The organism is Klebsiella sp. CN_Kp113 (genome assembly GCF_040064585.1).
Classification (GTDB): Bacteria; Pseudomonadota; Gammaproteobacteria; order Enterobacterales; family Enterobacteriaceae; genus Klebsiella; species Klebsiella michiganensis.
The window spans coordinates 138,456-165,058 of sequence record NZ_JBEAID010000009.1 but is presented as its reverse complement, the minus strand read 5'-3'; the positions used below and the strand labels follow the sequence as shown (position 1 = coordinate 165,058).

The 26,603-nt window shown below is 58.5% G+C and carries 25 protein-coding genes and 1 riboswitch; of the genes, 15 read left to right on the top strand and 10 right to left on the bottom strand.

All coding sequences use genetic code 11. From position 1 onward, the window contains the following. Positions 1 to 45: 45 nt before the first annotated feature. From ABLV30_RS04145 to ABLV30_RS04135, 3 genes are all read right to left on the bottom strand, one after another. Positions 46 to 600, bottom strand: coding sequence for a LuxR C-terminal-related transcriptional regulator (locus ABLV30_RS04145; RefSeq protein WP_004849021.1), 555 nt, complete (start codon positions 598 to 600; stop codon positions 46 to 48). Between the two features lie 58 nt (positions 601 to 658). Continuing rightward, a complete protein-coding gene (locus ABLV30_RS04140) occupies positions 659 to 877 on the bottom strand; it encodes a hypothetical protein (protein ID WP_014228477.1) in 219 nt (72 codons plus the stop codon). Positions 878 to 1,290: 413 nt separating this feature from the next. Beyond that, a complete protein-coding gene (locus ABLV30_RS04135) occupies positions 1,291 to 2,574 on the bottom strand; it encodes a putative acyl-CoA thioester hydrolase (RefSeq protein ID WP_014228478.1) in 1,284 nt (427 codons plus the stop codon). Positions 2,575 to 2,750: 176 nt separating this feature from the next. On the opposite strand from ABLV30_RS04135, the gene hutI reads away from it, so the two are divergent. The 5 genes from hutI to ABLV30_RS04110 all read left to right on the top strand — a co-directional run bounded on the left by hutI (position 2,751) and on the right by ABLV30_RS04110 (position 9,735). Next, positions 2,751 to 4,022 carry an imidazolonepropionase gene (gene hutI / locus ABLV30_RS04130; RefSeq protein WP_265801527.1) on the top strand — a complete coding sequence of 424 codons (1,272 nt, stop codon included), beginning with the start codon at positions 2,751 to 2,753 and terminating at the stop codon, positions 4,020 to 4,022. Between the two features lie 140 nt (positions 4,023 to 4,162). Further along, entirely contained in the window at positions 4,163 to 4,888 is a 726-nt protein-coding gene (locus ABLV30_RS04125) for a histidine utilization repressor (protein WP_025108120.1), read from the top strand. A 143-nt stretch (positions 4,889 to 5,031) separates the two neighbouring features. Then, positions 5,032 to 6,720, top strand: a complete 1,689-nt coding sequence (gene hutU, locus ABLV30_RS04120) for a urocanate hydratase (protein ID WP_004849031.1) — start codon at positions 5,032 to 5,034, stop codon at positions 6,718 to 6,720. After that, on the top strand, positions 6,717 to 8,240 hold the full coding sequence (gene hutH / locus ABLV30_RS04115) for a histidine ammonia-lyase (protein WP_025108118.1): 1,524 nt from the start codon (positions 6,717 to 6,719) through the stop codon (positions 8,238 to 8,240). The genes hutU and hutH overlap by 4 nt, the downstream gene beginning before the upstream one ends. Positions 8,241 to 8,352: 112 nt before the next feature. Then, positions 8,353 to 9,735 carry an amino acid permease gene (locus ABLV30_RS04110; RefSeq protein ID WP_004849033.1) on the top strand — a complete coding sequence of 461 codons (1,383 nt, stop codon included), beginning with the start codon at positions 8,353 to 8,355 and terminating at the stop codon, positions 9,733 to 9,735. A gap of 99 nt (positions 9,736 to 9,834) precedes the next feature. On the opposite strand, the gene ABLV30_RS04105 is transcribed toward ABLV30_RS04110, so the two are convergent. After that, positions 9,835 to 10,311, bottom strand: a complete 477-nt coding sequence (locus ABLV30_RS04105; protein ID WP_009653774.1) for a kinase inhibitor — start codon at positions 10,309 to 10,311, stop codon at positions 9,835 to 9,837. A 69-nt stretch (positions 10,312 to 10,380) separates the two neighbouring features. Further along, positions 10,381 to 11,670 carry an adenosylmethionine--8-amino-7-oxononanoate transaminase gene (bioA, locus tag ABLV30_RS04100; protein ID WP_046876466.1) on the bottom strand — a complete coding sequence of 430 codons (1,290 nt, stop codon included), beginning with the start codon at positions 11,668 to 11,670 and terminating at the stop codon, positions 10,381 to 10,383. Positions 11,671 to 11,755: 85 nt separating this feature from the next. Between bioA and bioB the strand changes: the two genes are divergently transcribed. Genes bioB through bioD form a run of 4 tightly spaced genes read left to right on the top strand, consistent with a single transcriptional unit; the run spans position 11,756 to position 15,404 of the window. Then, the gene (bioB, locus tag ABLV30_RS04095; RefSeq protein ID WP_014228484.1) at positions 11,756 to 12,796 is read left to right on the top strand and encodes a biotin synthase BioB; all 1,041 of its coding nucleotides are present in this window, start codon (positions 11,756 to 11,758) and stop codon (positions 12,794 to 12,796) included. Further along, positions 12,793 to 13,950 carry an 8-amino-7-oxononanoate synthase gene (gene bioF / locus ABLV30_RS04090; RefSeq protein ID WP_134899313.1) on the top strand — a complete coding sequence of 386 codons (1,158 nt, stop codon included), beginning with the start codon at positions 12,793 to 12,795 and terminating at the stop codon, positions 13,948 to 13,950. The genes bioB and bioF overlap by 4 nt, the downstream gene beginning before the upstream one ends. Beyond that, the gene (gene bioC, locus ABLV30_RS04085; RefSeq protein ID WP_049083907.1) at positions 13,934 to 14,689 is read left to right on the top strand and encodes a malonyl-ACP O-methyltransferase BioC; all 756 of its coding nucleotides are present in this window, start codon (positions 13,934 to 13,936) and stop codon (positions 14,687 to 14,689) included. The genes bioF and bioC overlap by 17 nt, the downstream gene beginning before the upstream one ends. Next, positions 14,682 to 15,404, top strand: coding sequence for a dethiobiotin synthase (gene bioD, locus ABLV30_RS04080; protein WP_224322740.1), 723 nt, complete (start codon positions 14,682 to 14,684; stop codon positions 15,402 to 15,404). Before bioC ends, bioD begins: the two co-directional genes overlap by 8 nt. On the opposite strand, the gene ABLV30_RS04075 is transcribed toward bioD, so the two are convergent. After that, positions 15,346 to 16,068 (bottom strand): ATP-binding cassette domain-containing protein, encoded by a 723-nt coding sequence (locus tag ABLV30_RS04075; RefSeq protein ID WP_014228488.1) that lies wholly within the window; start codon positions 16,066 to 16,068, stop codon positions 15,346 to 15,348. The two genes, bioD and ABLV30_RS04075, sit on opposite strands and share 59 nt — an antisense overlap. A 711-nt stretch (positions 16,069 to 16,779) precedes the next feature. Between ABLV30_RS04075 and uvrB the strand changes: the two genes are divergently transcribed. Beyond that, positions 16,780 to 18,795 carry an excinuclease ABC subunit UvrB gene (uvrB, locus tag ABLV30_RS04070; protein ID WP_004849041.1) on the top strand — a complete coding sequence of 672 codons (2,016 nt, stop codon included), beginning with the start codon at positions 16,780 to 16,782 and terminating at the stop codon, positions 18,793 to 18,795. Positions 18,796 to 19,109: 314 nt separating this feature from the next. Here the strand turns inward: uvrB and pmrB are convergent, their stop codons facing one another. The 4 genes from pmrB to yvcK all read right to left on the bottom strand — a co-directional run bounded on the left by pmrB (position 19,110) and on the right by yvcK (position 23,539). After that, entirely contained in the window at positions 19,110 to 20,207 is a 1,098-nt protein-coding gene (gene pmrB / locus ABLV30_RS04065; RefSeq protein ID WP_014228490.1) for a two-component system sensor histidine kinase PmrB, read from the bottom strand. 4 nt (positions 20,208 to 20,211) lie between these two features. Further along, positions 20,212 to 20,883, bottom strand: a complete 672-nt coding sequence (pmrA, locus tag ABLV30_RS04060; protein ID WP_004849045.1) for a two-component system response regulator PmrA — start codon at positions 20,881 to 20,883, stop codon at positions 20,212 to 20,214. After that, the gene (eptA, locus tag ABLV30_RS04055; protein WP_025108112.1) at positions 20,880 to 22,523 is read right to left on the bottom strand and encodes a phosphoethanolamine transferase EptA; all 1,644 of its coding nucleotides are present in this window, start codon (positions 22,521 to 22,523) and stop codon (positions 20,880 to 20,882) included. Before eptA ends, pmrA begins: the two co-directional genes overlap by 4 nt. A gap of 110 nt (positions 22,524 to 22,633) precedes the next feature. Further along, entirely contained in the window at positions 22,634 to 23,539 is a 906-nt protein-coding gene (yvcK, locus tag ABLV30_RS04050; protein ID WP_004849048.1) for a uridine diphosphate-N-acetylglucosamine-binding protein YvcK, read from the bottom strand. Positions 23,540 to 23,748: 209 nt separating this feature from the next. Further along, a riboswitch (molybdenum cofactor riboswitch) is annotated at positions 23,749 to 23,887 on the top strand. Between yvcK and moaA the strand changes: the two genes are divergently transcribed. The 5 genes from moaA (at position 23,875) to moaE (ending at position 26,585) form a co-directional block, all read left to right on the top strand. Then, positions 23,875 to 24,864 (top strand): GTP 3',8-cyclase MoaA, encoded by a 990-nt coding sequence (moaA, locus tag ABLV30_RS04045; RefSeq protein ID WP_014837864.1) that lies wholly within the window; start codon positions 23,875 to 23,877, stop codon positions 24,862 to 24,864. (Overlaps the previous riboswitch by 13 nt.) Positions 24,865 to 24,885: 21 nt before the next feature. Next, positions 24,886 to 25,398, top strand: coding sequence for a molybdenum cofactor biosynthesis protein B (moaB, locus tag ABLV30_RS04040; protein WP_009653795.1), 513 nt, complete (start codon positions 24,886 to 24,888; stop codon positions 25,396 to 25,398). 3 nt (positions 25,399 to 25,401) lie between these two features. Further along, complete coding sequence (gene moaC, locus ABLV30_RS04035) at positions 25,402 to 25,890, top strand: cyclic pyranopterin monophosphate synthase MoaC (protein WP_014228494.1); 489 nt, start codon at positions 25,402 to 25,404, stop codon at positions 25,888 to 25,890. Then, complete coding sequence (moaD, locus tag ABLV30_RS04030) at positions 25,883 to 26,131, top strand: molybdopterin synthase sulfur carrier subunit (protein ID WP_004849056.1); 249 nt, start codon at positions 25,883 to 25,885, stop codon at positions 26,129 to 26,131. The genes moaC and moaD overlap by 8 nt, the downstream gene beginning before the upstream one ends. Position 26,132: 1 nt before the next feature. Then, positions 26,133 to 26,585: a molybdopterin synthase catalytic subunit MoaE gene (gene moaE / locus ABLV30_RS04025; RefSeq protein WP_004849058.1), complete on the top strand. Its 453-nt coding sequence runs from the start codon at positions 26,133 to 26,135 to the stop codon at positions 26,583 to 26,585. Positions 26,586 to 26,603 lie beyond the last annotated feature (18 nt).

The window sequence follows — 26,603 nt, the reverse complement described above, 5'->3', positions numbered from 1 at the left end:
GCTTGTCTTCCTGAAGCATGGCAACATGCGCTGGCAGGTAAATTATCAGAAATTGAGCTGGGTCCAGGCTTTAAACGTTTCGCTGCGGCTAATATTAAAAAAATCTGTCCGACCCGAGCAGCCGAGCTTTTTGATTAAGGTCAGGCGAATTTGATAAATTGTTTTAATATGTAAATTCAGCGACTTCCCTATATTTGCCATCGCTTCACCATCGTTCATCAGGCGAATCACTTCTTTTTCGCGATTGGTAAAAACGATACTTTCAGATTCCCGGTCAGGCTTCTTACCGAACAAGGTGGGGCGGAGAATAAACGATTTTATCTCAGCGGGCGTTGAGCGCGCTGGGATTCTGTACATTGGTATTTCGCTCAGGAAGTTCAAATCATTACCGTCGGTGAGCAGGACAAAACGAACTCTTTTGCGATCGTAATGATGATTAAGCACCGCATAATAGTTATCGCTGGTGAAAAAGACATATTTTCCATGAAAACAGCCTGGTGATAATGAATCGAGTACAAGCTGTAATCCTTGACGAAGAAGGTTATTGTTAATCCAAAGATCGTAATGATTAAAAAAGTGACCTTGCTTGTCGTTATTCATTTGTCCTCCGAGGTAGAAGTGTTAATAATGGCTCAATTTAACAAATCACATATCATGCTTAGTGATGGTTTTTACCACGTAGCACATGCAGCGTTTGGATATATAAATCGGCGAGTATTTCATTTTTCTCGAGATTCAGGCGCCGCTGAACCTCAACGATTAAACGCTCGTGGCTAACGGCTTCGCTCTCCGTCTGGGTCTGCACCATGTGTTCGATATTTTTCAGCAAAGCAGAGTTAGAAATAAACTCTGCAGGAATAGTATTTTTAATCTGCATGGTATATCTCGGGTTATGTTAGACAATAAATCAACAAACAAAGATGCGGGATAAAAATCATCTTTGCTCTACGGTTCTTCACCATTTCAAAGGAAATGGTGTGCATTTTTTTAAATCATAAGAATGCTGTAATGCAGAATTTAAAACTTACGTAATAACTATAGTCACGATCTTCAGGATGTACAATTTTTCCGAATTAATTTTGTACATTTAGTTGGTTTTTTTAACATTGACTTATAAGATATTGTTTTGTAGAGTTATTTTTTGTAAAGATAATGTGAAAAAGTTGTACAGAACGGCGTCTGTACAGGGATAACCTACAGGATGAGGGGATAGCGGTGAAGAAGCGGGAAGGGCACAGCGGGAAGAGAAAGAGACAAAGGGGGAATAGCTTCCCCCTTTTGGCGTAAGCGTTACTGCTTCGGTTCAGCGACGACAAAGCTTCCCACGCCGCGGTTGTTGTATTCCCACATGCGGTTGAAGTTAGCGTCATTCAGGTTACGCTGCGGGTTGCCTTTGGCATCCGCAGTACCGGTGTTGCCGCTAAACGGACGGTTTGAACCGACGGCATCAGCCCACGGTTTGGCAATATTAAAGCCTTCATTAATGACGCTATCGCGAATAACGACCTGGCCATTGGTGTTGCCGTCAACGTCCAGAGAGCGGCCCAGCTGCGCGACGTTATCGCCGGAAGCGGTAAAGCGGCTGTTAATCGCCAGGAAGCCGTAGGTCACGCTCTTCAGGGTCGCTGGCGCAAAGACGTAGCCCTCTTTCTGGGTGCGCGAGTTGACCACGCGGAAGTCGGTATTGTCGAACACGACTGCCCCACGACCGGAAACGATATCGACGTCGCCTTCAATATAGCTGTTGCTGACCAGGGTTCGGGTCTGACGGTTATCCTGCAGGCGGTTTTGTACGCCGCTGTTGGTCACGAAAAAGGTGTTCTGGCGACCGAGGATATTCACCTTGTTAATCTGTACCCGATCGCCATCGCTACGCAGCGCCACGGCCTGATGAGTGCCCGCGTCTACGCTGTCGCCGAGGTTGTTGGCGATAGTCAGGTTCTGTAGCTGGAGATCGTTATTCTGCGACCAGAATACCGCTGAGCACATCACGCCAACGGTGGCGGCACGTCTGCTCTGGCAGCTGTCGTACATATACCAGGCCGGTTTGCCCGGCATATATTTGCCGCCCGGATTAACCTGGTGACGCCAGGAGACCGGATCCATTTCTGAATCAATCGCTGCGCTGATTTTTACATCAATCGGCTTCTCACCGGTGCCGTACAGGGTCAGCGCGCCAGGCGCCGCCGGAACGTATACGGTGCCCGCATATTCACCCGGCATGATGGCGATAAACTGACGACGATTGGAGTGGCGGGTAATCGCTGCATCCACCGCGGCCTGAATCGTGGTGTGGGTTACCCCCTGGGTACCCGCAGGACCCACGACAAAATCCGGCTGCGCCGGGAGGCTGATGGCGGACGGGCTCCACGCCGCGGCGTTAGGATCGAGAGACTGGAAATAGCTCGCCGGTAAGAAGTTTTTCGCCTCATCGGCGGTTAAAACTGGACGAGAGGCCGTGCCCGGCGCTGTTTGCGTTGAGGGCTGTTGATCGGCAGGCGTCGAACTACAGGCGGACAACGTCACGCCAAAGGCCAGCGCCAGCGCCAGGCGGGAAACGGAATATGTGTTCATGTTGCTCCGGGCAAGAATAAATTAAGGGTATAGGTCCTTTAAAGCCTGCTGTTTTATACCAACTTAAGCGAAACGGGAAGACGTAGCGCAAAAAAGTTGTTTCTTTACATAATAAGAGCCGGAAACGAGCCGCTTTTGATCACAAATAAATAACATTTGCCGGGGGCTGAGTTGACATTTCTCGCGGAATCAAAATAAATGTCTATACAACCCATGACAAGTTGACCGCTATGACACACACACCTTCCGAACGCCTAATCTGGCGAAACGTCCGCCTGGCCACGCTCGATCCGCGTTTCTCTCAGCCGTATGGACTCGTGGAGCATCATGCGCTGCTGGTGCGCGATGGACGCATTGAAGCTATTGTGCCCGAAAGCGAGGCGCCCGCAGGGCAGAGTATTGACCTCGGCGGCAGGCTGCTCACGCCGGGGCTGATTGATTGCCACACGCACCTGGTCTTCGGCGGCAGCCGGGCGCAGGAGTGGGAGCAGCGCCTCAACGGCGTCTCCTACCAGACCATTAGCGCCAACGGCGGCGGCATTAACGCGACCGTGCGCGCCACCCGGGAAAGCAGCGAGACGGAGCTGCTGGCGCTGGCCCGGCAGCGGCTGGCTCGTCTGCTGCGCGAAGGGGTCACCACCCTGGAGATCAAGTCCGGCTACGGGCTGGATCTCGCAAACGAACGTAAAATGCTGCGGGTTGTACAACAGCTTGCCACAACGCATACCGTTGAGATTTCCCCCACGCTACTCTCCGCCCACGCCACGCCGCCGGAATATAAAGGCGACCCGGACGGCTATATCAATCTGGTATGCGAAATCATTCTGCCCACGCTGTGGGAAGAGGGGCTATTTGAAAGCGTCGATGCCTTCTGCGAAAACGTCGGCTTTACACCCGCGCAGACTGAACGGGTTTACAGTACGGCCCAGGCATTAGGTATCCCGGTAAAAGGTCACGTTGAGCAGCTCTCTTCGCTGGGCGGCGCCGAATTAGTGAGCCGCTATAAAGGCCTGTCCGCCGACCATATTGAATACCTGACCCCAGAGGGCGTGGCGGCGATGAGCCGCAGCGGCACCGTGGCGGTGCTCCTGCCCGGCGCGTTCTATTTCCTTAACGAAACCCGCAGGCCGCCGGTTGAACTGCTGCGCGAATATCAGGTTCCGATGGCGGTGGCGACGGACTACAACCCCGGCACCAGCCCCTTCGCCAGCCTGCATCTGGCGATGAATATGGCCTGCGTGAAATTTGGCTTAACGCCGGAGGAGGTGTGGGCTGGCGTAACCCGTCATGCGGCGCAGGCGCTGGGCCGCCAGGCGAGCCACGGCCGGCTGGCGCCGGGCTTCGTTGCTGATTTTGCTATCTGGGACGCGGAGCATCCGGTTGAGATGGTTTACGAGCCGGGGCGCAGCCCGCTCTGGCAGCGCGTGGTGCGAGGAGAAATCGCATGAAGCTATGACAACCGACGGCCGCCGGGATTTGTCAGGGGCGCGACCACAGCGCGGAGGCGCGGCAAATCGCCCATTGGTGGCAGTAGCGATTCAGTATATTCTGGACGTTTCGCCGCCCATTCGCACAAGGAAGCCCGGCCATGTTCTCATCGCAACCTCGTTCCGCGCCTGCGCCTTTCTATGAAAAGGTGAAACAGGCTATTAGCGAAAAGATCCACAGCGGCGTCTGGCGTCCGCACGATCGCATTCCTTCGGAGGCGGAGCTGGTGGCGCAGTTTGGCTTTAGCCGGATGACCATCAATCGGGCGCTGCGCGAGCTGACCGATGAAGGCCGGCTGGTGCGATTACAGGGGGTGGGGACGTTTGTTGCGGAGCCGAAAGGGCAGTCGGCGCTGTTTGAAGTGCGCAGCATCGCGGAGGAAATTACCTCTCGTCATCATCAGCACCGCTGCGAGGTGGTGCTGCTGGAGGAAACGCAGGCGGATCTGATTCAGGCCGCGGCGCTCAACGTGGCCGCCGGTACGCGGATTTTCCATTCGCTGATGGTGCATTTTGAAAATGAGGTCCCGGTACAGATTGAGGACCGCTGCGTCAACGCCTCCGTGGTGCCGGACTATCTGCGTCAGGACTATACCGCGACCACGCCCCACGACTATCTGTCGCTGATCGCCCCTCTGACCGAAGGGGAGCACATTGTTGAGGCGGTGCAGGCAACGGCGGAGGAGTGCGCGCTGCTGCATATTCACGCGCACGACCCGTGTCTGCTGATCCGCCGCCGCACCTGGTCCACCACCCATATCGTTTCCCACGCGCGCCTGATTTTCCCCGGCAGCCGCTACCGTCTGCAGGGCCATTTTGGTTCCTGATCTTCCTGCGCGTCGGCAAAACGTGATTGCTGACGCAATATAACAAAAATGTATCTTTTGTGTTAAATCCTGGCTTGCGTATGCTTGTATAGACAAGTATATGTATCTATGTACACAACGTTAATTGTCAGGAGAAACCCCCGATGTCGCAAAGCAAATACCGCCAGCAGGACGTACGTGCACCGCGTGGCACAACGTTAAATGCGAAGAGCTGGCTGACCGAAGCTCCGCTGCGTATGCTCATGAATAACCTCGACCCGGATGTCGCCGAAAACCCGCATGAGCTGGTGGTGTATGGCGGCATCGGACGCGCGGCGCGCAACTGGGAATGCTATGACGCTATCGTGAAGGCGCTGAAAAACCTCGAGAGCGACGAAACGCTGCTGGTCCAGTCCGGTAAGCCGGTGGGCGTATTCAAAACCCATGAAAACTCGCCGCGGGTGCTGATCGCCAACTCCAACCTGGTGCCGCACTGGGCAACCTGGGAACACTTTAACGAGCTGGATGCCAAAGGGCTGGCGATGTACGGCCAGATGACCGCCGGCAGCTGGATCTACATTGGCAGCCAGGGCATCGTGCAGGGCACCTATGAAACCTTCGTTGAGGCAGGCCGCCAGCACTACCAGGGCAGCCTGAAGGGGCGCTGGGTGTTGACCGCCGGTCTGGGCGGCATGGGCGGCGCGCAGCCGCTGGCCGCGACCTTAGCGGGCGCCTGCTCGTTGAATATCGAATGCCAGCAGAGCCGCATCGATTTCCGCCTGCGTACCCGCTACGTTGATGAACAGGCGACGTCGCTGGATGACGCGCTGGCGCGCATCAAAAAATACACCGCCGAGGGCCGGGCAATCTCTATCGCACTGTGCGGCAATGCGGCAGAGATCGTACCGGAAATGGTCAAACGCGGCGTGCGCCCGGATATGGTGACCGATCAGACCAGCGCCCACGATCCGCTGCACGGCTATCTGCCGAAAGGCTGGAGCTGGGAAGAGTACCAGGCTAAGGCCGAGTCGGACCCGCAGGGCACTATCCTGGCGGCGAAACGCGCAATGGCCGACCACGTGCAGGCGATGCTGGCATTCCACGAAATGGGCGTGCCGACGTTTGACTACGGCAACAACATTCGCCAGATGGCCCAGGAGATGGGCGTTGGCAACGCGTTTGCTTTCCCAGGCTTCGTTCCCGCCTATATCCGCCCGCTATTCTGCCGCGGCATCGGCCCGTTCCGCTGGGTTGCCCTGTCCGGCGACCCGCAGGACATCTATAAAACCGACGCGAAAGTGAAAGAGATCGTTAAAGACGATAAGCACCTGCATCACTGGCTGGATATGGCCCGCGAGCGTATCAGTTTCCAGGGGCTACCGGCGCGTATCTGCTGGGTAGGCCTCGAATGGCGGCAGAAGCTGGGGCTGGCGTTTAACGAAATGGTCCGCAGCGGCGAAGTCTCCGCGCCGATCGTCATTGGCCGCGACCATCTTGACTCCGGCTCCGTCGCCAGCCCGAACCGCGAGACGGAAGCGATGCGCGATGGTTCCGACGCCGTCTCCGACTGGCCGCTGCTCAACGCCTTACTGAATACCGCCAGCGGGGCGACCTGGGTGTCGCTGCATCACGGCGGCGGCGTCGGGATGGGCTTTTCGCAGCACTCCGGCATGGTTATCGTCTGCGACGGTACCGATGAAGCGGCGGCGCGCATTGCCCGCGTCCTGCACAACGACCCGGCGACCGGCGTGATGCGTCATGCCGACGCGGGCTACGATATCGCGATTGAGTGCGCGACAGAACAAGGTTTGAATCTTCCGATGGTGGCAGCAACGCAGGGGCACGCTAAATGAACGCTTTAACACTGATTCCGGGTCAACTCAGCCTGTCGCAGCTGCGCGACGTCTACAGCCAGCCGCTGAATATTACGCTAGACGAAAGCGCGTTCGCGGCGATTGATGACAGCGTTGCCTGCGTCAACGCGATTCTGGCGGAAGGCCGCACCGCCTACGGTATCAACACCGGTTTTGGCCTGCTGGCGCAGACGCGCATCTCAACCGAAGATCTGGAAAACCTTCAGCGATCGCTGGTGCTTTCGCACGCGGCGGGGATTGGCGAACCGCTGGATGATGACCTCGCGCGTCTGATTATGGTGCTGAAAATTAACAGCCTGTCGCGCGGCTTTTCCGGCATTCGCCTGAGCGTGATTCAGGCGCTGATTGGCCTGGTCAACGCGGGCGTGACGCCGTGGATCCCGGCGAAGGGATCGGTCGGCGCCTCCGGCGACCTCGCGCCGCTGGCGCATATGTCTTTAACCCTGCTTGGCGAAGGGAAAGCGCGCGTGCGCGGCGGGGAGTGGCTGCCGGCGACGGAAGCGCTGCGTCAGGCGGGGCTTGAGCCGATTACTCTGGCGGCGAAAGAGGGGCTGGCGCTGCTCAACGGCACGCAGGCGTCGACGGCGTTTGCCCTGCGCGGCCTGTTCGAAGCCGAAGACCTGTTCGCTTCCGCGGTAGTTTGCGGGTCGTTAACCACCGAAGCGGCGCTCGGTTCGCGTCGTCCGTTTGATCCGCGCATTCACGAAGCGCGCGGTCAGCGCGGGCAGATTGACGCCGCGGCGCTCTATCGCCATCTGCTGACCGACGACAGCGCGATTTCCCAGTCGCACCATAACTGCACCAAGGTGCAGGACCCGTACTCTCTGCGCTGCCAGCCGCAGGTGATGGGTGCCTGCCTGACCCAGCTTCGCCAGGCGGCGGAAGTGCTGCTGGTTGAAGCCAACGCGGTATCCGATAACCCGCTGGTGTTCGCCAGCGAGAACGACGTGATTTCCGGCGGTAACTTCCACGCCGAACCGGTGGCGATGGCGGCGGATAATATCGCGCTGGCGATTGCCGAAATCGGATCGCTGTCGGAGCGCCGTATCGCGCTGATGATGGACAGCCATATGTCGCAGCTGCCCCCTTTCCTGGTCAAAAACGGCGGCGTTAACTCCGGCTTTATGATTGCCCAGGTGACGGCGGCGGCGCTGGCCAGCGAGAACAAAGCGCTGTCGCACCCGCACAGCGTGGACAGTCTGCCAACCTCCGCTAACCAGGAAGACCACGTCTCGATGGCCCCGGCCGCCGGCCGCCGCCTGTGGGCGATGGCGGAAAATACCCGCGGCGTACTGGCCGTTGAGTGGCTGGCCGCCGTGCAGGGTCTGGATATGCGCGAAGGCCTGAGCAGCAGCCCGCTGCTGGAAGAGGCGCGCCACCTGCTGCGCGAACGGGTGACCCATTACACCGAGGACCGCTTCTTCGCCCCGGACATCGAAAACGCCATTGCGCTCCTGGCGGCGCGTCATCTGACGCGGCTGCTGCCTGCCGTGCTCTGAGACCAACGCTAAACCATCGCTGTTCTCTGTACCTGCGCCGGGAGGATCTCTTCCTCCCGGCCACCCTACACGCATATTTGTCGTCGTATAAAAACTATCAGGACACTTGCATATGCAACAACAAAACAAGCCACACCTGCTGCGCGGGCTGAATGCCCGGCACATTCGTTTTATCGCCCTCGGCTCCGCCATCGGTACCGGGCTGTTCTACGGCTCGGCATCGGCGATCAAGGCCGCGGGCCCGGCGGTACTGCTGGCCTATCTGATCGGCGGCGCGGCGGTGTTTATCGTGATGCGGGCGCTGGGGGAAATGGCGGTACGCAACCCCGTTTCCGGCTCCTTCAGCAGCTACGCGCGCCAGTATCTTGGCCCGCTGGCGGGTTTTATTACCGGGTGGACCTACACCTTTGAGATGGTGATCGTCGCCCTCGCGGACGTTACCGCGTTCGGCATCTATATGGGGCTGTGGTATCCCGATGTTCCCCGCTGGATCTGGGTGTTGAGCATTATCTTTTTTATCGGCGCCATGAACCTGTGCAGCGTGCGTGTTTTCGGCGAGATGGAGTTCTGGCTGTCGCTGATCAAAGTGGTGGCGATTATTGCCATGATTGTGGCGGGCGGCAGCATCATTTTCTTTGGATTCGGTAACGCCTTTCCGGCAACCGGGCTGGAGAATTTGTGGAGCCACGGCGGCTTTGCCCCTAACGGCTGGGAGGGGATTATAGCCTCGCTCGGTATCGTGATGTTTGCCTTTGGCGGCGTCGAGATTATCGGCGTGACCGCGGCGGAAGCGAAGAATCCGCAGAAGGTGATCCCGCAGGCGATCAATACTATCCCGCTGCGAATCGTGCTGTTCTATGTCTGCACCCTGGCGATTCTGATGGCGATTTTCCCGTGGAACAGCTTCGGCGAGCGGGGCAGTCCGTTCGTGCTGATTTTTGATGGTCTGGGGATTCCGGCGGCGGCCACCATCCTGAATATCATCGTGATCAGCGCCAGTATTTCGGCGATTAACAGCGATATTTTTGGCGCGGGGCGCATGATGTACGGCATGGCGAAAGAGGGGCTGGCGCCGAAGAGCTTCCAGCGCATCGCCAGCAACGGGGTACCGTGGATGACGGTGGTGGTGATGGGCGTAGCGCTGCTGGCGGCGGTGGTGCTGAACTACCTGATGCCGGAGCAGGTGTTTGTGCTGATTGCCTCGCTGGCGGCCTTCGCGACGGTGTGGGTCTGGCTGATGATCCTGCTGGCTCACTTTGCGATGCGTCGCGGCCTGTCCGCTGAAGAGCGAGGCAATATCGCGTTTCCGGTGCCGTTCTGGCCGGTGGCGCCGCTGCTGACGCTGCTGTTTATGGGACTGGTCATCGCGGTGCTGGGGATGGTGGAGGAGACGCGGATTGCGCTTATCGCCGGTCTGGTATGGCTCGGGCTGCTGACGGCGGTGTGGTTTGCGCGGGTGCGCAAAAACGCCGTGCAGGCGGTGACGGAGTCGTGATTGTTTTGGTTTACCCGGGTTGCGGCTGACGCCTTACCCGGGCTACCCAATCGCACTCACCTGTAGCCCGGATAAGGCGTTTACGCCGCCATCCGGGGCTTAGCTAAATAGGGCGGTAATCGACGCGCTGCCGAGGCTGTGGAAATGGACGTTAAAGCCGACCATCGCGCCGCTCGCGCCCTCATCGACCGCAATTTTTTCGACGTCCAGCGCGTGGACGGTAAAGATATAGCGATGGGTCTCGCCTTTTGGCGGCGCCGCGCCGCCGTATCCGGCCTGGCCAAAATCGGTACGGGTCTGAATCGCCTCTTCGGGCAGTTCCGCCTGTCCGGAGCCGGCTCCCTGCGGTAATACGCGGGTATCGGCCGGAAGATTGGCCACCAGCCAGTGCCACCAGCCGGAGCCGGTGGGCGCATCGGGATCGAAGCAGGTCACCACAAAGCTTTTGGTTCCGGCCGGCACATCGTCCCACGCCAGATGCGGCGAGATATTATCGCCATCGTAGCCCATGCCGTTAAAGACATGACGATTGGGCAGCTTCTCACCATCCTGTAAATCATGACTGATTAATTTCATCGTCTCTCCTCGTAGTCATCCGCTGATTAGCCAGAAAGTGTAGCGCGAGAGAGGCGCCATTACCGTCGCTTATTCGCTAAAAAATGTTTCTTCCTGAACCGCGGCGTTTACCGCCCGCGTCAGGCGGCTCAGCTGATCCGGCGTAATGATGTACGGCGGCATCAGGTAAATCAGGCGACCGAACGGGCGGATCCACACGCCTTGTTCGACGAAAAAGCGCTGCAGGGCGGCCATATTCACCGGCCGATGCGTCTCGATCACGCCAATCGCTCCCAGCACCCGCACATCGGTAACCTGCGCGGATTCGCGCGCCGGCGCCAGCTCGGCGCTGAGCTGCGCTTCAATGGCTGCCACCTGCTGCTGCCATTCGCCGCTTTCCAGCAGGCGCAGACTCTCGGTCGCCGCCGCGCAGGCCAGCGGGTTGCCCATAAAGGTCGGGCCGTGCATAAAGCAGCCGGCTTCCCCGTCGCTGATAGTTTCTGCCACCTGACGGGTGGTGAGGGTGGCGGAGAGGGTCATGGTGCCGCCGGTCAGCGCTTTGCCGAGGCACAGAATATCCGCCGCAATCCCTGCGTGCTCGCAGGCGAACAGCTTACCGGTTCGACCAAAGCCGGTGGCGATCTCATCGGCGATCAGCAGGATGCCCTCGCGATCGCACATCCTGCGGATCCGCCTGAGCCACTCGGGGTGGTACATCCGCATTCCGCCCGCGCCCTGAACAATCGGCTCGAGGATCACCGCGGCGATTTCATGGCGGTGGGCGGCCATCAGACGGGCGAACGGTACCATATCCCGCTCATCCCAGTCGCCGTCGAAGCGGCTCTGCGGCGCCGGGGCGAAGAGGTTATCCGGCAGATAGCCCTGCCACAGACTGTGCATTGAGTTCGTCGGATCGCAGACCGACATCGCGCCGAAGGTATCGCCGTGATAGCCGTTGCGGAAGGTGAGAAAGCGCTGGCGCGGGTCGCCTTTCGCCTGCCAGTACTGCAGCGCCATTTTCATCGCCACTTCGACGGCGACGGAGCCGGAATCGGCGAGGAACACGCATTCGAGGCTTTCCGGGGTCATCGCCACCAGCTGGCGGCACAGGGCGACCGCGGAAGGGTGGGTAATTCCACCGAACATGACGTGCGACATCTGGTCAATCTGCGCTTTCATCGCCGCGTTCAGGCGCGGGTGATTATAGCCATGAATGGCCGCCCACCAGGACGACATGCCGTCAACCAGCTGCCCGCCGTCGGCGAGGGTTAGCTCACAGCCGTGGGCGGCCACGACCGGATAGACCGGCAGCGGCGAAGTCATTGAAGTGTAAGGGTGCCAGATGTGGCGCCGATCGAAAGCGAGATCGTCCGTTGTCATAATCGACTTGTAAACCATTTTGAAAACATTTAGGTTTACGAGTATAAACCGAACCAACAATTAACAAAACCCTTTGGAGAGGCTAATGGCTCACCACCCCCGCTGGACAATGTCGCAAGTTACTGAGTTATTTAATAAACCCTTTCTGGATCTGCTGTTTGAAGCGCAACAGATCCATCGTCAGCACTTCGACCCGCGCCAGGTTCAGGTCAGCACGCTGCTGTCGATTAAGACCGGCGCCTGCCCGGAAGACTGCAAATACTGCCCGCAAAGCGCGCGCTATAAAACCGGTCTGGAATCCGAACGCCTGATGGAGGTTGAACAGGTGCTTGAGTCGGCACGACAGGCGAAACAAGCCGGTTCAACCCGCTTCTGTATGGGGGCGGCGTGGAAGAATCCGAACGATCGCGATATGCCGTATCTTGAGCAGATGGTGAAAGGGGTGAAAGCGCTGGGGCTGGAAGCGTGCATGACCCTTGGCACGCTCAACGATAGCCAGGCCCAGCGTCTGGCCGGCGCCGGTCTGGATTACTACAACCACAACCTCGATACCTCGCCGGAATTCTACGGCAATATCATCACCACCCGCACCTACCAGGAGCGCCTCGATACCCTCGATAAAGTGCGCGATGCCGGAATTAAAGTGTGCTCCGGCGGTATAGTCGGGCTGGGGGAAACGGTCAAAGACCGCGCCGGGCTGCTGCTACAGCTGGCCAATCTGCCGACGCCGCCGGAAAGCGTGCCGATCAACATGCTGGTGAAGGTCAAAGGCACGCCGCTGGCGGATAACGACGACGTGGACGCCTTTGATTTTATTCGTACTATCGCCATCGCGCGCATCATGATGCCGACCTCGCACGTGCGCCTCTCCGCCGGTCGTGAACAGATGAACGAACAGACCCAGGCGATGTGCTTTATGGCCGGGGCGAACTCGATTTTCTACGGCTGCAAGCTGCTGACCACGCCAAACCCGGAAGAGGACAAAGACCTGCAGCTGTTCCGCAAGCTGGGGATTAATCCGCAGCAGACCGAGGTACTGGAAGGCGATAACGCCCAGCAGCAGCGGCTGGAGCAGGCGTTGATGAACCCGGATACCGAGGAATATTACAACGCGGCGGCGCTATGAGCTGGCAGCACCGCATCGAGCTGGCGCTGGCGGAACGGCAGGCGGCGGATGCCTTGCGCAGTCGCCTGCCGGTGACGCTGGGCGCAGGACGCTGGCTCAGCCGCGAAGGGCGGCGCTGGCTCAATTTTTCCAGCAACGATTATCTGGGCCTCAGCCAGCATCCGGCTATCGTCAAGGCCTGGCAGCAGGGTGCGGATCGTTACGGCGTCGGCAGCGGCGGCTCCGGCCACGTCAGCGGCTATAGCGAGGCGCACCGCGCGCTGGAGGAGCAGCTGGCCGGCTGGCTGGGCTTTCCGCGCGCGCTGCTGTTTATTTCCGGCTTTGCCGCGAATCAGGCGGTGATTGCCGCGCTGGCGGGCAAAGAGGATCGGATTGTCGCCGACCGTCTCAGCCACGCTTCGCTGCTGGAAGCCGCCAGCCTTAGCCCGGCGCAGCTGCGGCGTTTTCAGCACAACGACAGCCGCCATCTTGACGATTTGCTGGCGAAACCGCTATCCGGCCAGCAGCTGGTGGTGACCGAAGGCATTTTTAGCATGGACGGCGATAGCGCGCCGCTGGCTGAGGTTTCTCAGGCGGCGCGGGCGGCCGGCGCGCTTCTGCTGGTTGACGACGCGCACGGTATCGGCGCGCTCGGCGAAGAGGGGCGCGGCAGCTGCTACGCGCAGCAGGTACGCCCGGATCTGCTTATCGTCACCTTCGGTAAAGCGTTTGGCGTCAGCGGCGCGGCGGTGCTGTGCAGCGAGGCGCTGGCGGATTATCTGCTGCAGTTTGCCCGCCATCTGATTTACAGCACCGCCATGCCGCCGGCGCAGGCGGTGGCGCTGAGCGCCGCGCTGGCCGTGATTCGCAGCGACGAGGGTCAGCAGCGGCGGGAAACGCTGGCCGGCCATATCGCCGACTTTCGTCGGGGAATGTCCCACTATCCCGGCGAGCTCACTGATTCCGGCAGCGCGATCCAACCGCTGATCGTCGGCGACAACGCCCGCGCGCTGCGGCTGGCGGCGCGTCTGCGTGAGGAAGGCTGCTGGGCTACGGCCATTCGCCCGCCGACGGTCCCCGTCGGCAGCGCGCGGCTGCGCCTGACGCTGACCGCCGCGCACGAGTCTGCCGATATCGCCCGCCTGCTGGAGGTGCTGCATGACGGCGGTGAATAAGCGCGCCGTCGCGGCGGCGTTTGGCCGCGCGGCGGGACATTACGCTCAGCACGACGAATTACAGCGTCTTAGCGCCTCTCTGCTGCTGGAACAGCTCGATATCAAGACCTTTCCTGAGGTGCTGGACGCGGGCTGCGGCCCCGGCAGCATAAGCCGCTTCTGGCGCGATGCAGGGAGCCGGGTGACGGCGCTGGATCTTTCCGTCGACATGCTGGCGGAGGCCCGCCGCGGAAACTGCGCGCACCGCTACGTTGAGGGCGACATCGAAGCGCTGCCGCTGGCGGACGGCTGCGTTGATCTGGCGTGGAGCAACCTTGCGGTTCAGTGGTGCGACAATCTCGCGACCGCCATTGATGAGCTGTCCCGGGTAGTGCGCCCCGGCGGCCGCGTGGCGTTTAGTACGCTGCTGTCAGGTTCGTTACCTGAGCTCAATCAGGCCTGGCGAGCCATCGATGAGCGGCCGCACGCCAACCGTTTTCTCAGCGAGCAGGCGGTGCGTCAGGCGCTGGCCGGTCGCCGCGCCAGCGGCCACGTCCACGCCATCACGCTGCCGTTTCCCGACGCGCTTGGCGCGATGCGGTCGCTTAAAGGCATTGGCGCGACCCATCTGCACCACGGACGCAGCCCTGCGCCGCTCAGCCGCGGCAAGCTGCGGCAGCTCCAGCTCGCCTGGCCGCAGCAGCAGGGCCAGTGCCCGCTGACGTATCATCTTTTTACAGGAGTTATCGAACGTGACTAAACGTTTCTTCGTTACCGGCACCGACACCGAGGTGGGGAAAACCGTCGCCAGCTGCGCGCTGCTGCAGGCGGCCAATCGCGAGGGATTTAAGAGCGCGGGCTACAAACCGGTGGCTTCCGGCAGCGACTATACGGCCCAGGGATTACGTAATGAGGATGCGCTGGCTTTACAGCGCAATAGCCGCGTGGCGCTGCGCTACGAGCAGGTCAATCCGTTCACCTTTGCTGAACCGACGTCACCGCATATTATCAGCGCCGATGAAGGGAGGCCGATTGACGCCGCCGCGATTTCTGCTGGCCTGCGCGAGCTGGAAGCGCTGTCCGACTGGCTACTGGTGGAAGGGGCGGGGGGCTGGTTTACGCCGCTGTCAGAAACGCTGACCTTTGCCGATTGGGTAGAGGAAGAGCGGCTGCCGGTGATTTTAGTGGTCGGCGTTAAGCTGGGGTGCATCAACCATGCCATGCTCACCGCTCAGGCGGTGCTGCAGGCCGGGCTGCCGCTGGCGGGCTGGATAGCCAACGATATCCAGCCGCCCGGCAGGCGCCACCCTGAATATCTGGCAACGCTGAAGCGCGTGCTGCCCGCGCCGTTTCTTGGCGAGATCCCGTGGCTGGCGGAAGCGGCTCAGCGCGCGGATCTCGGTCAGTATCTCGACCTCAGCGCGCTGGATCGGGCGTCATCCACTTCGCCAGCAGCGGGGCATCCAGCTGGATAACGTCGCCCTGGGCTACGCTGCGTCCACAGTGCAGCAGACAGAAACGATCCGCCACCCGACGAATAAACGGCAGGTGCTGTTCGGCGATCAGCACCGTCAGGCCAATATCGCGGTTCAGGCGCATCAGTAAATCCCCGAGCTTGTGCAGGAAGCGCTGGCCGCCGCCGCGCGAAGGTTCGTCGAGGATCAGCAGGCGCGGACGGGTTATCAGCGCCCTGGCCAGCGCCAGCTGGTACTGATCGTCGGCGCTCAGGGTAATCCCTTTACTTTGGCGCAGAGCGTACAGCTCGGGGAACAGATCGTAAATCTCTCCGGCGACCGCTGACGCCGGTTCGCCGCCCGCCGCAAGGGCAATGTGCAAATTTTCCTCCACGCTCAGCTGCGAAAAGATCCGTTTATCCTGCGGTACATAGCCAATGCCGATGGCGCTGCGCGACTGCGCGGAGAGCGGCATCAGGTCATAGGGCGCCGATCCTCCGTCCTGCCAGGTGATAGTGCCGCTGGCCACCGGCAGATGACCGGTAATACAGTTGACGAGCGTGGTTTTCCCCATTCCCTGGCGCCCCATGACGCAAGTGCATTTACCGGGTTTGAGCTCAAGGTCAACATTCCACAGCGTGTGCTGGCTTCCGTAATAGTGGTTCACGGCGCGTAGACTCAACATAGACGTTTTCTCCTTTCCTGGGATAGCAGGCGACAAGAAGATTCTGCAAATCTCTTGCCAGGAAAAAGAACTCTCGGTATTTGCTGGTCAATACAGGTGCGACCGGGCGCAAGCGGACCGACCTTGCACTTTCCCGGTGCCCGCGCGCTGAAATGTGGTGCAAAAAATAACAAAAAATCTAGCCACTCTTCGCCAATAAACAGCAAAAAAAATTCAATTAATTTTTTTCGCGGCGGGTTTGGCCGGGGCGACGGGTTTTGTTCGGGTGGCTCGGGTCATGGGCTGCAGATAGTTATCCACTATTCCTGTGGATAACCTTGTGTATTAGAGTTAGAAAACTTGCGGTAAGCTAGAGAGTACGCGGCCTGCGGCCGAATTGGCGCGAAACCCGTCTTTTATTAAATTCTATTAAATATCAATTATTTAAATAAAATCAATGCCTGTAAGAAAAGTGTCACCGACTGCCATAAAACATTCATCCCCTCGCTTGACAAATGTTAAATGGCCATACTTTTTGGGGATAACCCTGAGGCGTGGTCGATTATCCCGTAAAGCGGTTTTTATTCGTCCATGTTGGCGGTAAAAAGCGCTAATTAGTCCGACTACGATAATACGGCACTGTTTTTATATCCAGTATTTTTTATTGGCAAAAGCTGAGCCGGCGAGTAGAATTAAACACCTGCCGTTCAACCCTTCTTCAGGTTCTGATTGATGAGTAAACCGTTCAAGCTGCATTCTGCTTTCCGTCCCTCCGGCGATCAGCCGGAAGCCATTCGTCGCCTGGAAGAGGGGCTGGAAGATGGCCTGGCGCATCAAACCCTGCTCGGGGTCACCGGCTCAGGTAAAACGTTTACCATCGCCAACGTCATTGCTGACCTCCAGCGCCCGACGATGGTGCTGGCGCCAAACAAAACCCTGGCGGCGCAGCTGTACGGCGAAATGAAAGAGTTCTTCCCGGAGAACGCGGTGGAGTATTTCGTCTCGTACTACGACTACTACCAGCCGGAAGCCTACGTGCCAAGCTCGGACACCTTCATCGAGAAAGATGCGTCGGTGAACGAACATATTGAACAGATGCGTCTGTCGGCGACCAAAGCGCTGCTGGAGCGTCGCGACGTGGTGGTGGTGGCCTCGGTCTCCGCTATCTACGGTCTGGGCGATCCGGATCTGTATCTGAAAATGATGCTGCATCTGACGGTCGGCATGATTATCGACCAGCGCGCTATTTTGCGCCGCCTGGCCGAGCTGCAGTATACCCGCAACGATCAGGCCTTCCAGCGCGGTACCTTCCGCGTGCGCGGCGAGGTGATTGATATCTTCCCGGCGGAGTCTGATGACATCGCGCTGCGCGTTGAACTGTTCGATGAGGAAGTTGAGCGCCTGTCGCTGTTCGATCCGCTGACCGGTCATATTGAGTCGACGATCCCGCGCTTCACCGTTTATCCCAAAACCCACTACGTCACCCCGCGCGAGCGCATCGTCCAGGCGATGGAAGAGATTAAAGTTGAACTGTCGGAGCGGCGTAAGGGACTGCTGGAGAACAACAAGCTGCTGGAAGAGCAGCGTCTGAGCCAGCGTACGCAGTTCGACCTCGAAATGATGAACGAGCTGGGCTACTGCTCGGGGATTGAAAACTACTCGCGCTATCTGTCGGGCCGCGGGCCGGGCGAACCGCCGCCGACGCTGTTTGACTACCTGCCGGCCGATGGTCTGCTGGTCATCGATGAGTCCCACGTCACGATCCCGCAGATCGGCGGTATGTACCGCGGGGACCGGGCGCGCAAAGAGACGCTGGTGGAGTACGGTTTCCGCCTGCCGTCGGCGCTCGATAACCGTCCGCTCAAGTTTGAAGAGTTTGAGGCCCTGGCGCCGCAAACCATCTATGTTTCGGCGACGCCGGGAGCCTATGAGCTGGATAAATCCGGCGACGAGGTGGTGGACCAGGTCGTCCGTCCTACGGGGCTGCTGGATCCGGTCATCGAAGTGCGTCCGGTAGGCACCCAGGTCGACGATCTGCTCTCGGAAATTCGCATCCGCACCGCGATCAACGAGCGCGTGCTGGTCACGACGCTGACCAAACGCATGGCGGAAGATTTAACCGAATATCTGGAAGAGCACGGCGAGCGGGTGCGCTACCTGCACTCGGACATCGACACCGTGGAGCGTATGGAGATTATCCGCGACCTGCGCCTCGGCGAGTTTGACGTGCTGGTGGGGATTAACCTGCTGCGTGAAGGTTTGGATATGCCGGAAGTTTCGCTGGTGGCGATCTTGGATGCCGATAAAGAAGGCTTCCTGCGCTCTGAACGCTCGCTGATTCAGACCATTGGCCGCGCGGCGCGAAATATCAACGGCAAAGCGATTCTCTACGGCGATAAAATCACCCCGTCGATGGCGAAAGCGATCGGGGAAACCGAGCGCCGCCGCGAGAAGCAGCAGGCGTACAACGAAGAGCACGGTATCGTTCCGCAGGGTCTGAATAAGAAAGTGGTCGACATTCTGGCGCTCGGTCAGAATATCGCGAAAACCAAAACCAAGGGGCGCGGCAAGTCTCGCTCACCGGTTGAGGCGGATGTCGTCGCGCTAACGCCGAAGGCGCTCCAGCAGAAGATTCACGAGCTGGAAGGGCAGATGATGCAGCACGCGCAGAATCTGGAGTTCGAAGAGGCGGCGCAAATTCGCGACCAGCTTCACCAGCTGCGCGAGCTGTTTATCGCCGCTTCGTAGCGGCGTTGCCAGATAAATATCGCCCGGGCCTTACCGGGTCTTCGGGCGATGGACGGGATGTGTTTTTCGTAGGTCGGGTAAGGCGCCAGCCGCCAGCCGACAGAAAAGCGGGCACATGAGCCAAAACGAGGTGGCCAGAACGCTTTGGTTATTTATTGCCCCTCTGTTGCGATTTTCCGTGATGCTTAATGTTGGCTTAATCTTGTTTGGCGAAACTATCCTCACTTTACTGAGGATAGCGCCATGCAAAAATTAACCTTCCGCGAATACCTGGCAGTCACCTGCGCGTTTGTTATCGTCGTTGCCTTTTTCCATCAGTGGGTGCTGACGTTCTGACGCGAAGCTTTAGGGAAGAGTACCCAGGCGCGAACGCCGGGCCCGGGCTGTCGATTATGTAAAAAGAACTGCGCGTCGTGCAGCTGGGCGATGCGGGTGACGATGCTTAACCCGAGACCAATACCGCCATAGCGGCTGTCCATGCGGACGAACGCTTTGCTTAGCTCACCGCTTTTAGCCTCATCAATTCCCGGTCCTTCATCCTCAACGGCCAGAATGGGCGTTGGGCCAGGCGCTATCGACACTTTAATCGTCGACCCCGTCGGGCTATAACGATGCGCGTTTTCGACCAGGTTACGTAAAATAACCTGCACCAGCGTGGCGTCGCCCGACACGATTGCCTCTCCATCCTTAACGTTGATCGCCAGCGTCTGCTGGCGCTGCTGCAGCATTGTCTCAAGCTCGCTCTGCAGCGGTTCGATTACATCCTCTTTCAGCGCAACCTGCTGATAGCTTCCGGCGGAGAATGACTGGCCAACGCGCGCCAGCTGAAGCAGCTGGGTAATGCTATTGGTCATTTGATCGAGACGCTGAATTAGCGGGTCCACGCTAACGCCATGCACTTTCGCCAGAAGCTCCAGGTGCAGACGCAGCCCGGCCAGCGGCGTGCGCAGCTCATGGGCGACGTCGGCGGTAAACAGACGCTCGCGATCGAGGGTTAAATTCAGGCGGGACACCAGCTGATTAATCGCGGTGGTCACCGCGGTGACTTCAGGAACCGATTCCTTCAGCGTGATAGGCTGCAGGTTGTCCGGGGTGCGGCTTTCCAGCTCGAGCTGCAGTCTGGAAAGCGGCTTTGTGATTTTTTTCACCGCCAGCAGGGAGATATACAGCGCCAGGCCGATAATCAGCAGGCTTGGGATCAGCAGGCTGGCTACCGCTTCGCGAACCTCATGCTCAATATGCTTCTGATTGTTATGCCCTTCAATGGCGCTGGCGACCAGCAGCTGAATCTGCTCCTGACTTTCATGCCACAGCCAGAACACGCTGATGAGCTGACAAACGGCCAGAATAGCGCCAATTGTCAGCAGCAGCCGATGACGCATAGTCCAGTTTTCACTGACAAAAAAAGCCATAGCGTTATTCGGTCTCCGCGTTATCAACCAGCATATAGCCAAAGCCACGGACGGTGCGGATGCGTGATTTGCCGACTTTATCGCGCAGATTATGGATATGCACCTCCAGCGTATTGGTGGCCGGTTCGTTGTCCCAGCTGTAAATGTCGTTGTAGAGAATTTCGCGATGCACCGGGCTGCCCGCTTTCATCATCAGGCGTGAAAGCAGAGCGTACTCTTTGGGCGTTAAATCCAGGGACTGCTCGCCGAGCCAGACCAGCCGCCGGGTGACGTTCAGGCGCAGATTGCCGACGGACAGTTCGTTATCGCCCTGATTATTGTGACGACGCAGCAGGGCGCGAATGCGCGCGTTCAGCTCTTCCAGCGCAAACGGCTTAACCAGGTAGTCATCCGCGCCGGTATCCAGGCCGCTGATGCGGTCATCCACGGTATCGCGGGCGGTGAGGATCAGCACCGGCTGGCTGAACTTCTCCCGTCGCATGCGCGCCAGGAAGTGCAGACCGTCTTCATCCGGCAGGCCGAGGTCGAGAACCACCAGGCTGTAGTGGTTGCTGGCCAGAGAGAGGGCGGCTTCGTGGGCGGTTGATACGCCGTCGCAAACGTAGCCCTCGCTTTGCATCGCCAGAATTAACCCTTGTAACAGGAGCGCATCGTCTTCAATGACTAAAATTTTCATCGGCCTGCCTCTCTACATGGCGTTAAAATATCGTCTGTTGCCTGGTACTCGCGGGTGCTGACCCCGAGCAGACCGAGCAGGGTGGAGAAAAGATTATCCTGCGAATACGCTTGCGTTTTCGCTTTTTGCTGCAAACACTGGCTGGACACGCCATAGCGCTGTTGATAATCCGCTGACAGCCACAGCAGCATCGGGACGTGTTTTTGCGTCTCCGGGGCGATGGACCACGGTAGCCCGTGTAAATACACCCCATCCTCGCCAAGCGACTCGCCGTGATCCGAGAGATACACCAGGCTGGTGGTAAATTTATCCTGCTTTGACTGCAGTAATTTTATCGCTTTGTCGACCACATAATCGACATACAAAATCGTATTATCGTAGGTATTGGTGAGCTGCTGCTGGGTGCAGCTCTGAATCTCGTTGGTGTCGCAGGTGGGCGTAAACTGTTTAAACTGCGCCGGATAACGATTGTAGTAGGTTGGGCCGTGGCTGCCGATAGTGTGCAGAACGATAATCCCGTCCTGCTGCAGATTATCGATATAGTTCTCCAGGTTATGGAACAGCACCTCATCGTAGCACTCGCCGTCGATGCACTGGCCGCTAAGCTTGAGATCGGTGACGTTCTGGTGCGGTACCCGGTCGCAGGCTCCTTTACAGCCGCCGTCGTTATCATTCCACTGAACCTGAATTCCCGCGCGCTGCAGGATATCCAGCACGCCTTCCTGATGGTGCGCCAGCTCTTCATCATAGTGGGCGCGCGGCATATTAGAGAACATGCACGGTACAGAAACCGCGGTCGCGGTGCCGCAGGACGTGGTGTCGGGGAAATAGATAACATTATCCTGTTTCAGGCGCGGGTTGGTCTCGCGGGCGTAGCCGTTCAGGGAAAAGTTTGCCGCCCTTGAGGTTTCGCCTAACACCACGATAGTCAGATTTTTCCGCGGTCCGCTGCGCATCTCCGGCTTCTGAACCGCGTCTTCGCCAATTTTGACCAGCGGAAGATTATCCATCCTGTTATGCGCATACCAGGAGTTCACGGCCACAATGCTGTTTGACGGGCTCAGGGACTTAACCAGCTCTTTATTATTGCGAAACAGCGAGGCGTAATCTTTATAGAAAAATGCCGCGACCAGAATAATCAGTAGCGCTGAAACCACGATGCTCAACAGCCTTACCGCCACGCTGCGCCACAGGGTTGCCGGTTTGCGGATTTTAACCCACCAGGCCACGACCACCGCCAGAATGCCGGAGAGTCCCAGGATCAGGACCATTTTTCCGGAGAGTAGCGCAAAGCTTTCGGCGGGAGTGGTATCGAGAATATTGGTGATCATCGCCCGATCGATAACCACGCCAAAGGTCCAGATAAAATACTGGGCCGAGGCGCTAAGCAGAATAAACAGGCTGATAACGAGGCGGTCAAGCTTAAGAAATGACGCTAGCGTGGTGATGATATTCATCACGCTGATAGCCACTATCGGCATACTGAGGAACACCAGCCAGTTATGCAGGCCGTTGACCGGCAGCAGGGTAAACGCCTGGCGATAGAAAGCGATGTTCAGCGCCAGGCCAATATAGCAGGCGAACAGAATCAAATAGACCGTACGGTTAAGCATTGGCCGACGTAAAGAAAATAACGACATAGCGAAGTCCATATAAAGAGATGTTCGCTATGCTGCCCGTTTTTTTTTAAGACAACCTTAAGATTTTAAGCCTGCCTGTTTTTGTCGCGAGGATAAGGCCACGTTGAGGATTAGCCTAAGGCCTGAATCGCTTTATCCAGCGCGCGGCGCAACAGCTGGCGATCGTGACGATAGGGCACATCGCTGGCGTCCAGCGGCGTCTGAATGACGACCCGATCCTTAATCCCTGCGATATCGGCTTTCGGGCCGACAACCAGCGCGTCAATCACCCGTTTACCAATCTGCTGCTCCATAATGGCGACCCTGTCCGCCAGCGTCAGGCTGGCTGCCGGGCTATGCTCTTTGCCAAGGTTATCGATAAACACCATTGGCGCGGGCGTGCGGCGCAGCGCCTTCGCCATCTCATCAAGCAGCAGAATCGGCATCAGGCTGGTATAGAAGCTGCCGGGGCCAATCAGGATTAAATCGGCTTCGGCGATGGCTTCTATCGCTTCACGGGTGGTGGGCACCGGCGGGGAGAGCATAAGCTCGCGCGGCACGCTGGCAAGCTGATCGATATTCACTTCACCGTAAACTTCGTGCCCTTCATGGTCGATGGCCATAAGATCGACCGGTTGTTCCGACATCGGGATCAGAAACGCGTCGACCTTAAGAAGATTCCTGATCAAATTGATCGCTTCAAGCGGGCGCACGCTCAGGTGATCCAGCGCCTTAAGCATCAAATTGCCGAGGTTATGCCCGGAAAGCTCGCCGTTGCCGCTAAAACGGTACTCAAACATCGCCGAGGCCACGCTGGGTTCGGCGATGAGCTGATTAATACAGTTGCGCATATCGCCCCAGGCGATGCCGCCTTCCGCGCGACGAATGCGCCCCGTAGAGCCGCCGTTATCGGTCGTGGTGACGATGCCGGTGAGGCGTGAACCGAGCGAAGAGAGGGATGACATTACCCGGCCCAGCCCGTGCCCGCCGCCGAGTGCCACCACGCGATCCAGATCGGCGAAAGTGCGATTGCGCATAAAAATCCCTTATAACCATTTATCGGGCTCACAGTAACCGATCTACCCCTAAAAGACGATGGGCTGAATCTGACAAACTGACCGACATCAATGCAAAAGCGTGGTTTTTAGCTATTCTGTAGCGAAAATACGCGATCGTATCGATATATACATTATTATATAACGAAACTGGAAATGGCATAACCGTTATTAAAGCGCTACTATTCGGCGTAACCCACTAACACTCTAGCCTCTGTGCCTGTGTCGAAAGATATGGTGCTTTGGCCGTGACAACCTCGGTTGCCACCAGGGCGCGAAAAGAAATGACCGCGTCTCCCGTATTTGGAAAGGTGTCTATGGCTTCACAGCTTACCGATGCATTTGCGCGGAAGTTTTACTATCTGCGTTTATCAATTACCGACGTATGCAACTTTCGTTGCACCTACTGTCTCCCCGATGGCTATAAGCCCGGCGCCGTCACCAATAAAGGCTTTCTCAGCGTTGATGAAGTTCGCCGCGTGACGCGCGCGTTCTCCGCCCTGGGGACGGAAAAGGTGCGCCTGACCGGCGGCGAACCCTCGCTGCGTCGCGATTTTACCGACATCATCGCCGCGGTGCGGGAAAACCCTTCTATTCGCCAGATTGCGGTCACCACCAACGGCTACCGGCTGGCGCGCGACGTTGAAAGCTGGCGCGATGCCGGGCTGACGGCGATTAACGTCAGCGTGGATAGCCTCGATGCGCGTCAGTTTCACGCCATCACCGGCCAGGACAAGTTTCATCAGGTGATGGACGGCATCGATGCCGCATTTGCCGCTGGCTTCGAAAAAGTGAAGGTCAATACCGTGCTGATGCGCGACGTTAACCATCACCAGCTCGACACTTTTCTGGCGTGGATCCAGCCGCGCCGCATTCAGCTGCGTTTTATTGAATTGATGGAAACCGGCGAAGGCAGCGATCTGTTCCGCCGCCATCATATCTCGGGCATGGTGCTGCGCGATGAGCTGCTGCGTCGCGGCTGGATCCATCAGATCCGCCAGCGTAGCGACGGCCCGGCGCAGGTGTTTTGCCATCCGGATTATGCCGGGGAAATCGGTCTGATTATGCCTTATGAAAAAGACTTCTGCGCTACCTGTAACCGTCTGCGCGTCTCTTCCGTGGGTAAATTGCACCTGTGCCTGTTCGGCGAAGGCGGCGTCGATCTGCGCGATCTGCTCGCCGATGAGCAGCAGCAGCCGGCGCTGGAGGCGCGCATATCCGAGGCGTTAACGCACAAAAAACAGACCCACTTCCTGCATCAGGGCAACACCGGTATTACCCAGAACCTGTCCTATATTGGCGGATAATTCATTTTAAGGAGCGATCAGATGAGCCAGGCCAGCGCTGAGTTTATCCCGACCCGTATTGCTATTCTCACCGTCTCCAGCCGACGTGGCGAAGAGGACGACACCTCCGGACACTGGCTGCGCGACGCGGCTGAGGAGGCGGGGCATGTCATCGTCGATAAGGCGATTGTGAAAGAGAACCGCTACGCCATTCGCGCCCAGGTGTCGGCGTGGATTGCCGGCGATGAGGTGCAGGTGGTGCTGATTACCGGCGGCACCGGTTTTACCGACGGCGACCAGGCGCCGGAAGCGCTGCTGCCGCTGTTTGACCGCGAAGTGGAAGGTTTCGGCGAGGTGTTCCGCATGCTCTCCTTCGAAGAGATCGGCACCTCGACCCTGCAGTCCCGCGCCGTTGCCGGGGTGGCGAACCGCACGCTGATTTTTGCGATGCCCGGCTCAACCAAAGCCTGTCGTACCGCATGGGACAACATTATTGCGCCGCAGCTCGATGCGCGCACGCGCCCGTGCAACTTTATCTCTCATCTTAAGAAGTAATTTATGACGCAGCTGACCCATATTAACGCCGCCGGCGAAGCGCACATGGTCGATGTCTCAGGGAAAGCGGAGACGGTTCGCGAAGCGCGCGCCGAGGCCTATGTTGAAATGCAGGCCACGACGCTGGCGATGATTATCGACGGTAGCCATCACAAAGGCGATGTCTTTGCCACCGCGCGCATTGCCGGGATCCAGGCGGCAAAACGCACCTGGGAGCTGATTCCGCTTTGCCATCCGCTGATGCTGAGCAAAGTCGAAGTCAATCTGCAGGCGCAGCCCGAGCATAACCGGGTGCGTATCGAATCCCTGTGCCGTCTGACCGGGAAAACCGGCGTTGAGATGGAAGCCCTGACCGCCGCTTCCGTCGCCGCGCTGACGATTTACGATATGTGCAAAGCGGTGCAGAAAGATATGGTGATAGGTCCGGTGCGCCTGCTGGCGAAAAGCGGCGGCAAGTCCGGCGATTTCAGAGTGGAAGATAGCCATGATTAAGGTTCTTTTTTTTGCCCAGGTGCGCGAACTGCTCGGCACCGACTCCCTGACGCTCGATCCGCAAGGCCTGACCACGGTTGAAGCCGTTCGCCAGCAGCTGATCGCCCGCGGCGACCGCTGGGCGCTGGCGCTGGAGGAGGGCAAGCTGCTAGCGGCGGTAAACCAGACGCTGACGACGTTTGATCACCCGCTGGCGGCCGGTGATGAAGTGGCGTTTTTCCCGCCGGTTACCGGGGGATAACATGACGCAGACGCGTATTATCGTCAGCCATGACCGCTTTAAGGTCGGCGACGAATACCCCTGGCTGGCCGAGCGCGATGAAGACGGCGCGGTAGTGACGTTTACCGGCAAGGTCCGCAACCACAACCTTGGCGACAGCGTCAAAGCGCTGACCCTCGAACACTATCCGGGGATGACGGAAAAGTCGCTGGCGGAGATTGTGGAACAGGCGCGCGAGCGCTGGCCGCTGGGCCGGGTGACGGTGATTCACCGTATCGGCGAGATGTGGCCCGGGGAGGAGATTGTCTTTGTCGGCGTCACCAGCGCCCACCGCGGTAGCGCGTTTGCGGCGGGGGAGTTTATTATGGATTACCTGAAGACCCGCGCGCCGTTCTGGAAGCGGGAGGCGACGCCGGAAGGCGAGCGCTGGGTCGATGCGCGAGATAGCGACCGTGAAGCGGCAGAACGCTGGTAGTGTGGTACGCTTAGAAGA

What these genes read in the sequence shown, in the direction of transcription:
- ABLV30_RS04145 (WP_004849021.1), bottom strand. Translation starts at nt 600, where the DNA reads ATGAATAACGACAAGCAAGGTCACTTTTTTAATCATTACGATCTTTGG.
- bioF (WP_134899313.1), top strand. Translation starts at nt 12,793, where the DNA reads ATGAGCTGGCAGCACCGCATCGAGCTGGCGCTGGCGGAACGGCAGGCG.
- moaB (WP_009653795.1), top strand. Translation starts at nt 24,886, where the DNA reads ATGAGCCAGGCCAGCGCTGAGTTTATCCCGACCCGTATTGCTATTCTC.
- ABLV30_RS04105 (WP_009653774.1), bottom strand. Translation starts at nt 10,311, where the DNA reads ATGAAATTAATCAGTCATGATTTACAGGATGGTGAGAAGCTGCCCAAT.
- ABLV30_RS04140 (WP_014228477.1), bottom strand. Translation starts at nt 877, where the DNA reads ATGCAGATTAAAAATACTATTCCTGCAGAGTTTATTTCTAACTCTGCT.
- hutH (WP_025108118.1), top strand. Translation starts at nt 6,717, where the DNA reads ATGAACGCTTTAACACTGATTCCGGGTCAACTCAGCCTGTCGCAGCTG.
- moaA (WP_014837864.1), top strand. Translation starts at nt 23,875, where the DNA reads ATGGCTTCACAGCTTACCGATGCATTTGCGCGGAAGTTTTACTATCTG.
- ABLV30_RS04110 (WP_004849033.1), top strand. Translation starts at nt 8,353, where the DNA reads ATGCAACAACAAAACAAGCCACACCTGCTGCGCGGGCTGAATGCCCGG.
- ABLV30_RS04075 (WP_014228488.1), bottom strand. Translation starts at nt 16,068, where the DNA reads ATGTTGAGTCTACGCGCCGTGAACCACTATTACGGAAGCCAGCACACG.
- bioB (WP_014228484.1), top strand. Translation starts at nt 11,756, where the DNA reads ATGGCTCACCACCCCCGCTGGACAATGTCGCAAGTTACTGAGTTATTT.
- pmrA (WP_004849045.1), bottom strand. Translation starts at nt 20,883, where the DNA reads ATGAAAATTTTAGTCATTGAAGACGATGCGCTCCTGTTACAAGGGTTA.
- moaD (WP_004849056.1), top strand. Translation starts at nt 25,883, where the DNA reads ATGATTAAGGTTCTTTTTTTTGCCCAGGTGCGCGAACTGCTCGGCACC.
- pmrB (WP_014228490.1), bottom strand. Translation starts at nt 20,207, where the DNA reads ATGGCTTTTTTTGTCAGTGAAAACTGGACTATGCGTCATCGGCTGCTG.
- moaC (WP_014228494.1), top strand. Translation starts at nt 25,402, where the DNA reads ATGACGCAGCTGACCCATATTAACGCCGCCGGCGAAGCGCACATGGTC.
- bioC (WP_049083907.1), top strand. Translation starts at nt 13,934, where the DNA reads ATGACGGCGGTGAATAAGCGCGCCGTCGCGGCGGCGTTTGGCCGCGCG.
- uvrB (WP_004849041.1), top strand. Translation starts at nt 16,780, where the DNA reads ATGAGTAAACCGTTCAAGCTGCATTCTGCTTTCCGTCCCTCCGGCGAT.
- hutU (WP_004849031.1), top strand. Translation starts at nt 5,032, where the DNA reads ATGTCGCAAAGCAAATACCGCCAGCAGGACGTACGTGCACCGCGTGGC.
- eptA (WP_025108112.1), bottom strand. Translation starts at nt 22,523, where the DNA reads ATGTCGTTATTTTCTTTACGTCGGCCAATGCTTAACCGTACGGTCTAT.
- ABLV30_RS04135 (WP_014228478.1), bottom strand. Translation starts at nt 2,574, where the DNA reads ATGAACACATATTCCGTTTCCCGCCTGGCGCTGGCGCTGGCCTTTGGC.
- ABLV30_RS04125 (WP_025108120.1), top strand. Translation starts at nt 4,163, where the DNA reads ATGTTCTCATCGCAACCTCGTTCCGCGCCTGCGCCTTTCTATGAAAAG.
- moaE (WP_004849058.1), top strand. Translation starts at nt 26,133, where the DNA reads ATGACGCAGACGCGTATTATCGTCAGCCATGACCGCTTTAAGGTCGGC.
- bioA (WP_046876466.1), bottom strand. Translation starts at nt 11,670, where the DNA reads ATGACAACGGACGATCTCGCTTTCGATCGGCGCCACATCTGGCACCCT.
- yvcK (WP_004849048.1), bottom strand. Translation starts at nt 23,539, where the DNA reads ATGCGCAATCGCACTTTCGCCGATCTGGATCGCGTGGTGGCACTCGGC.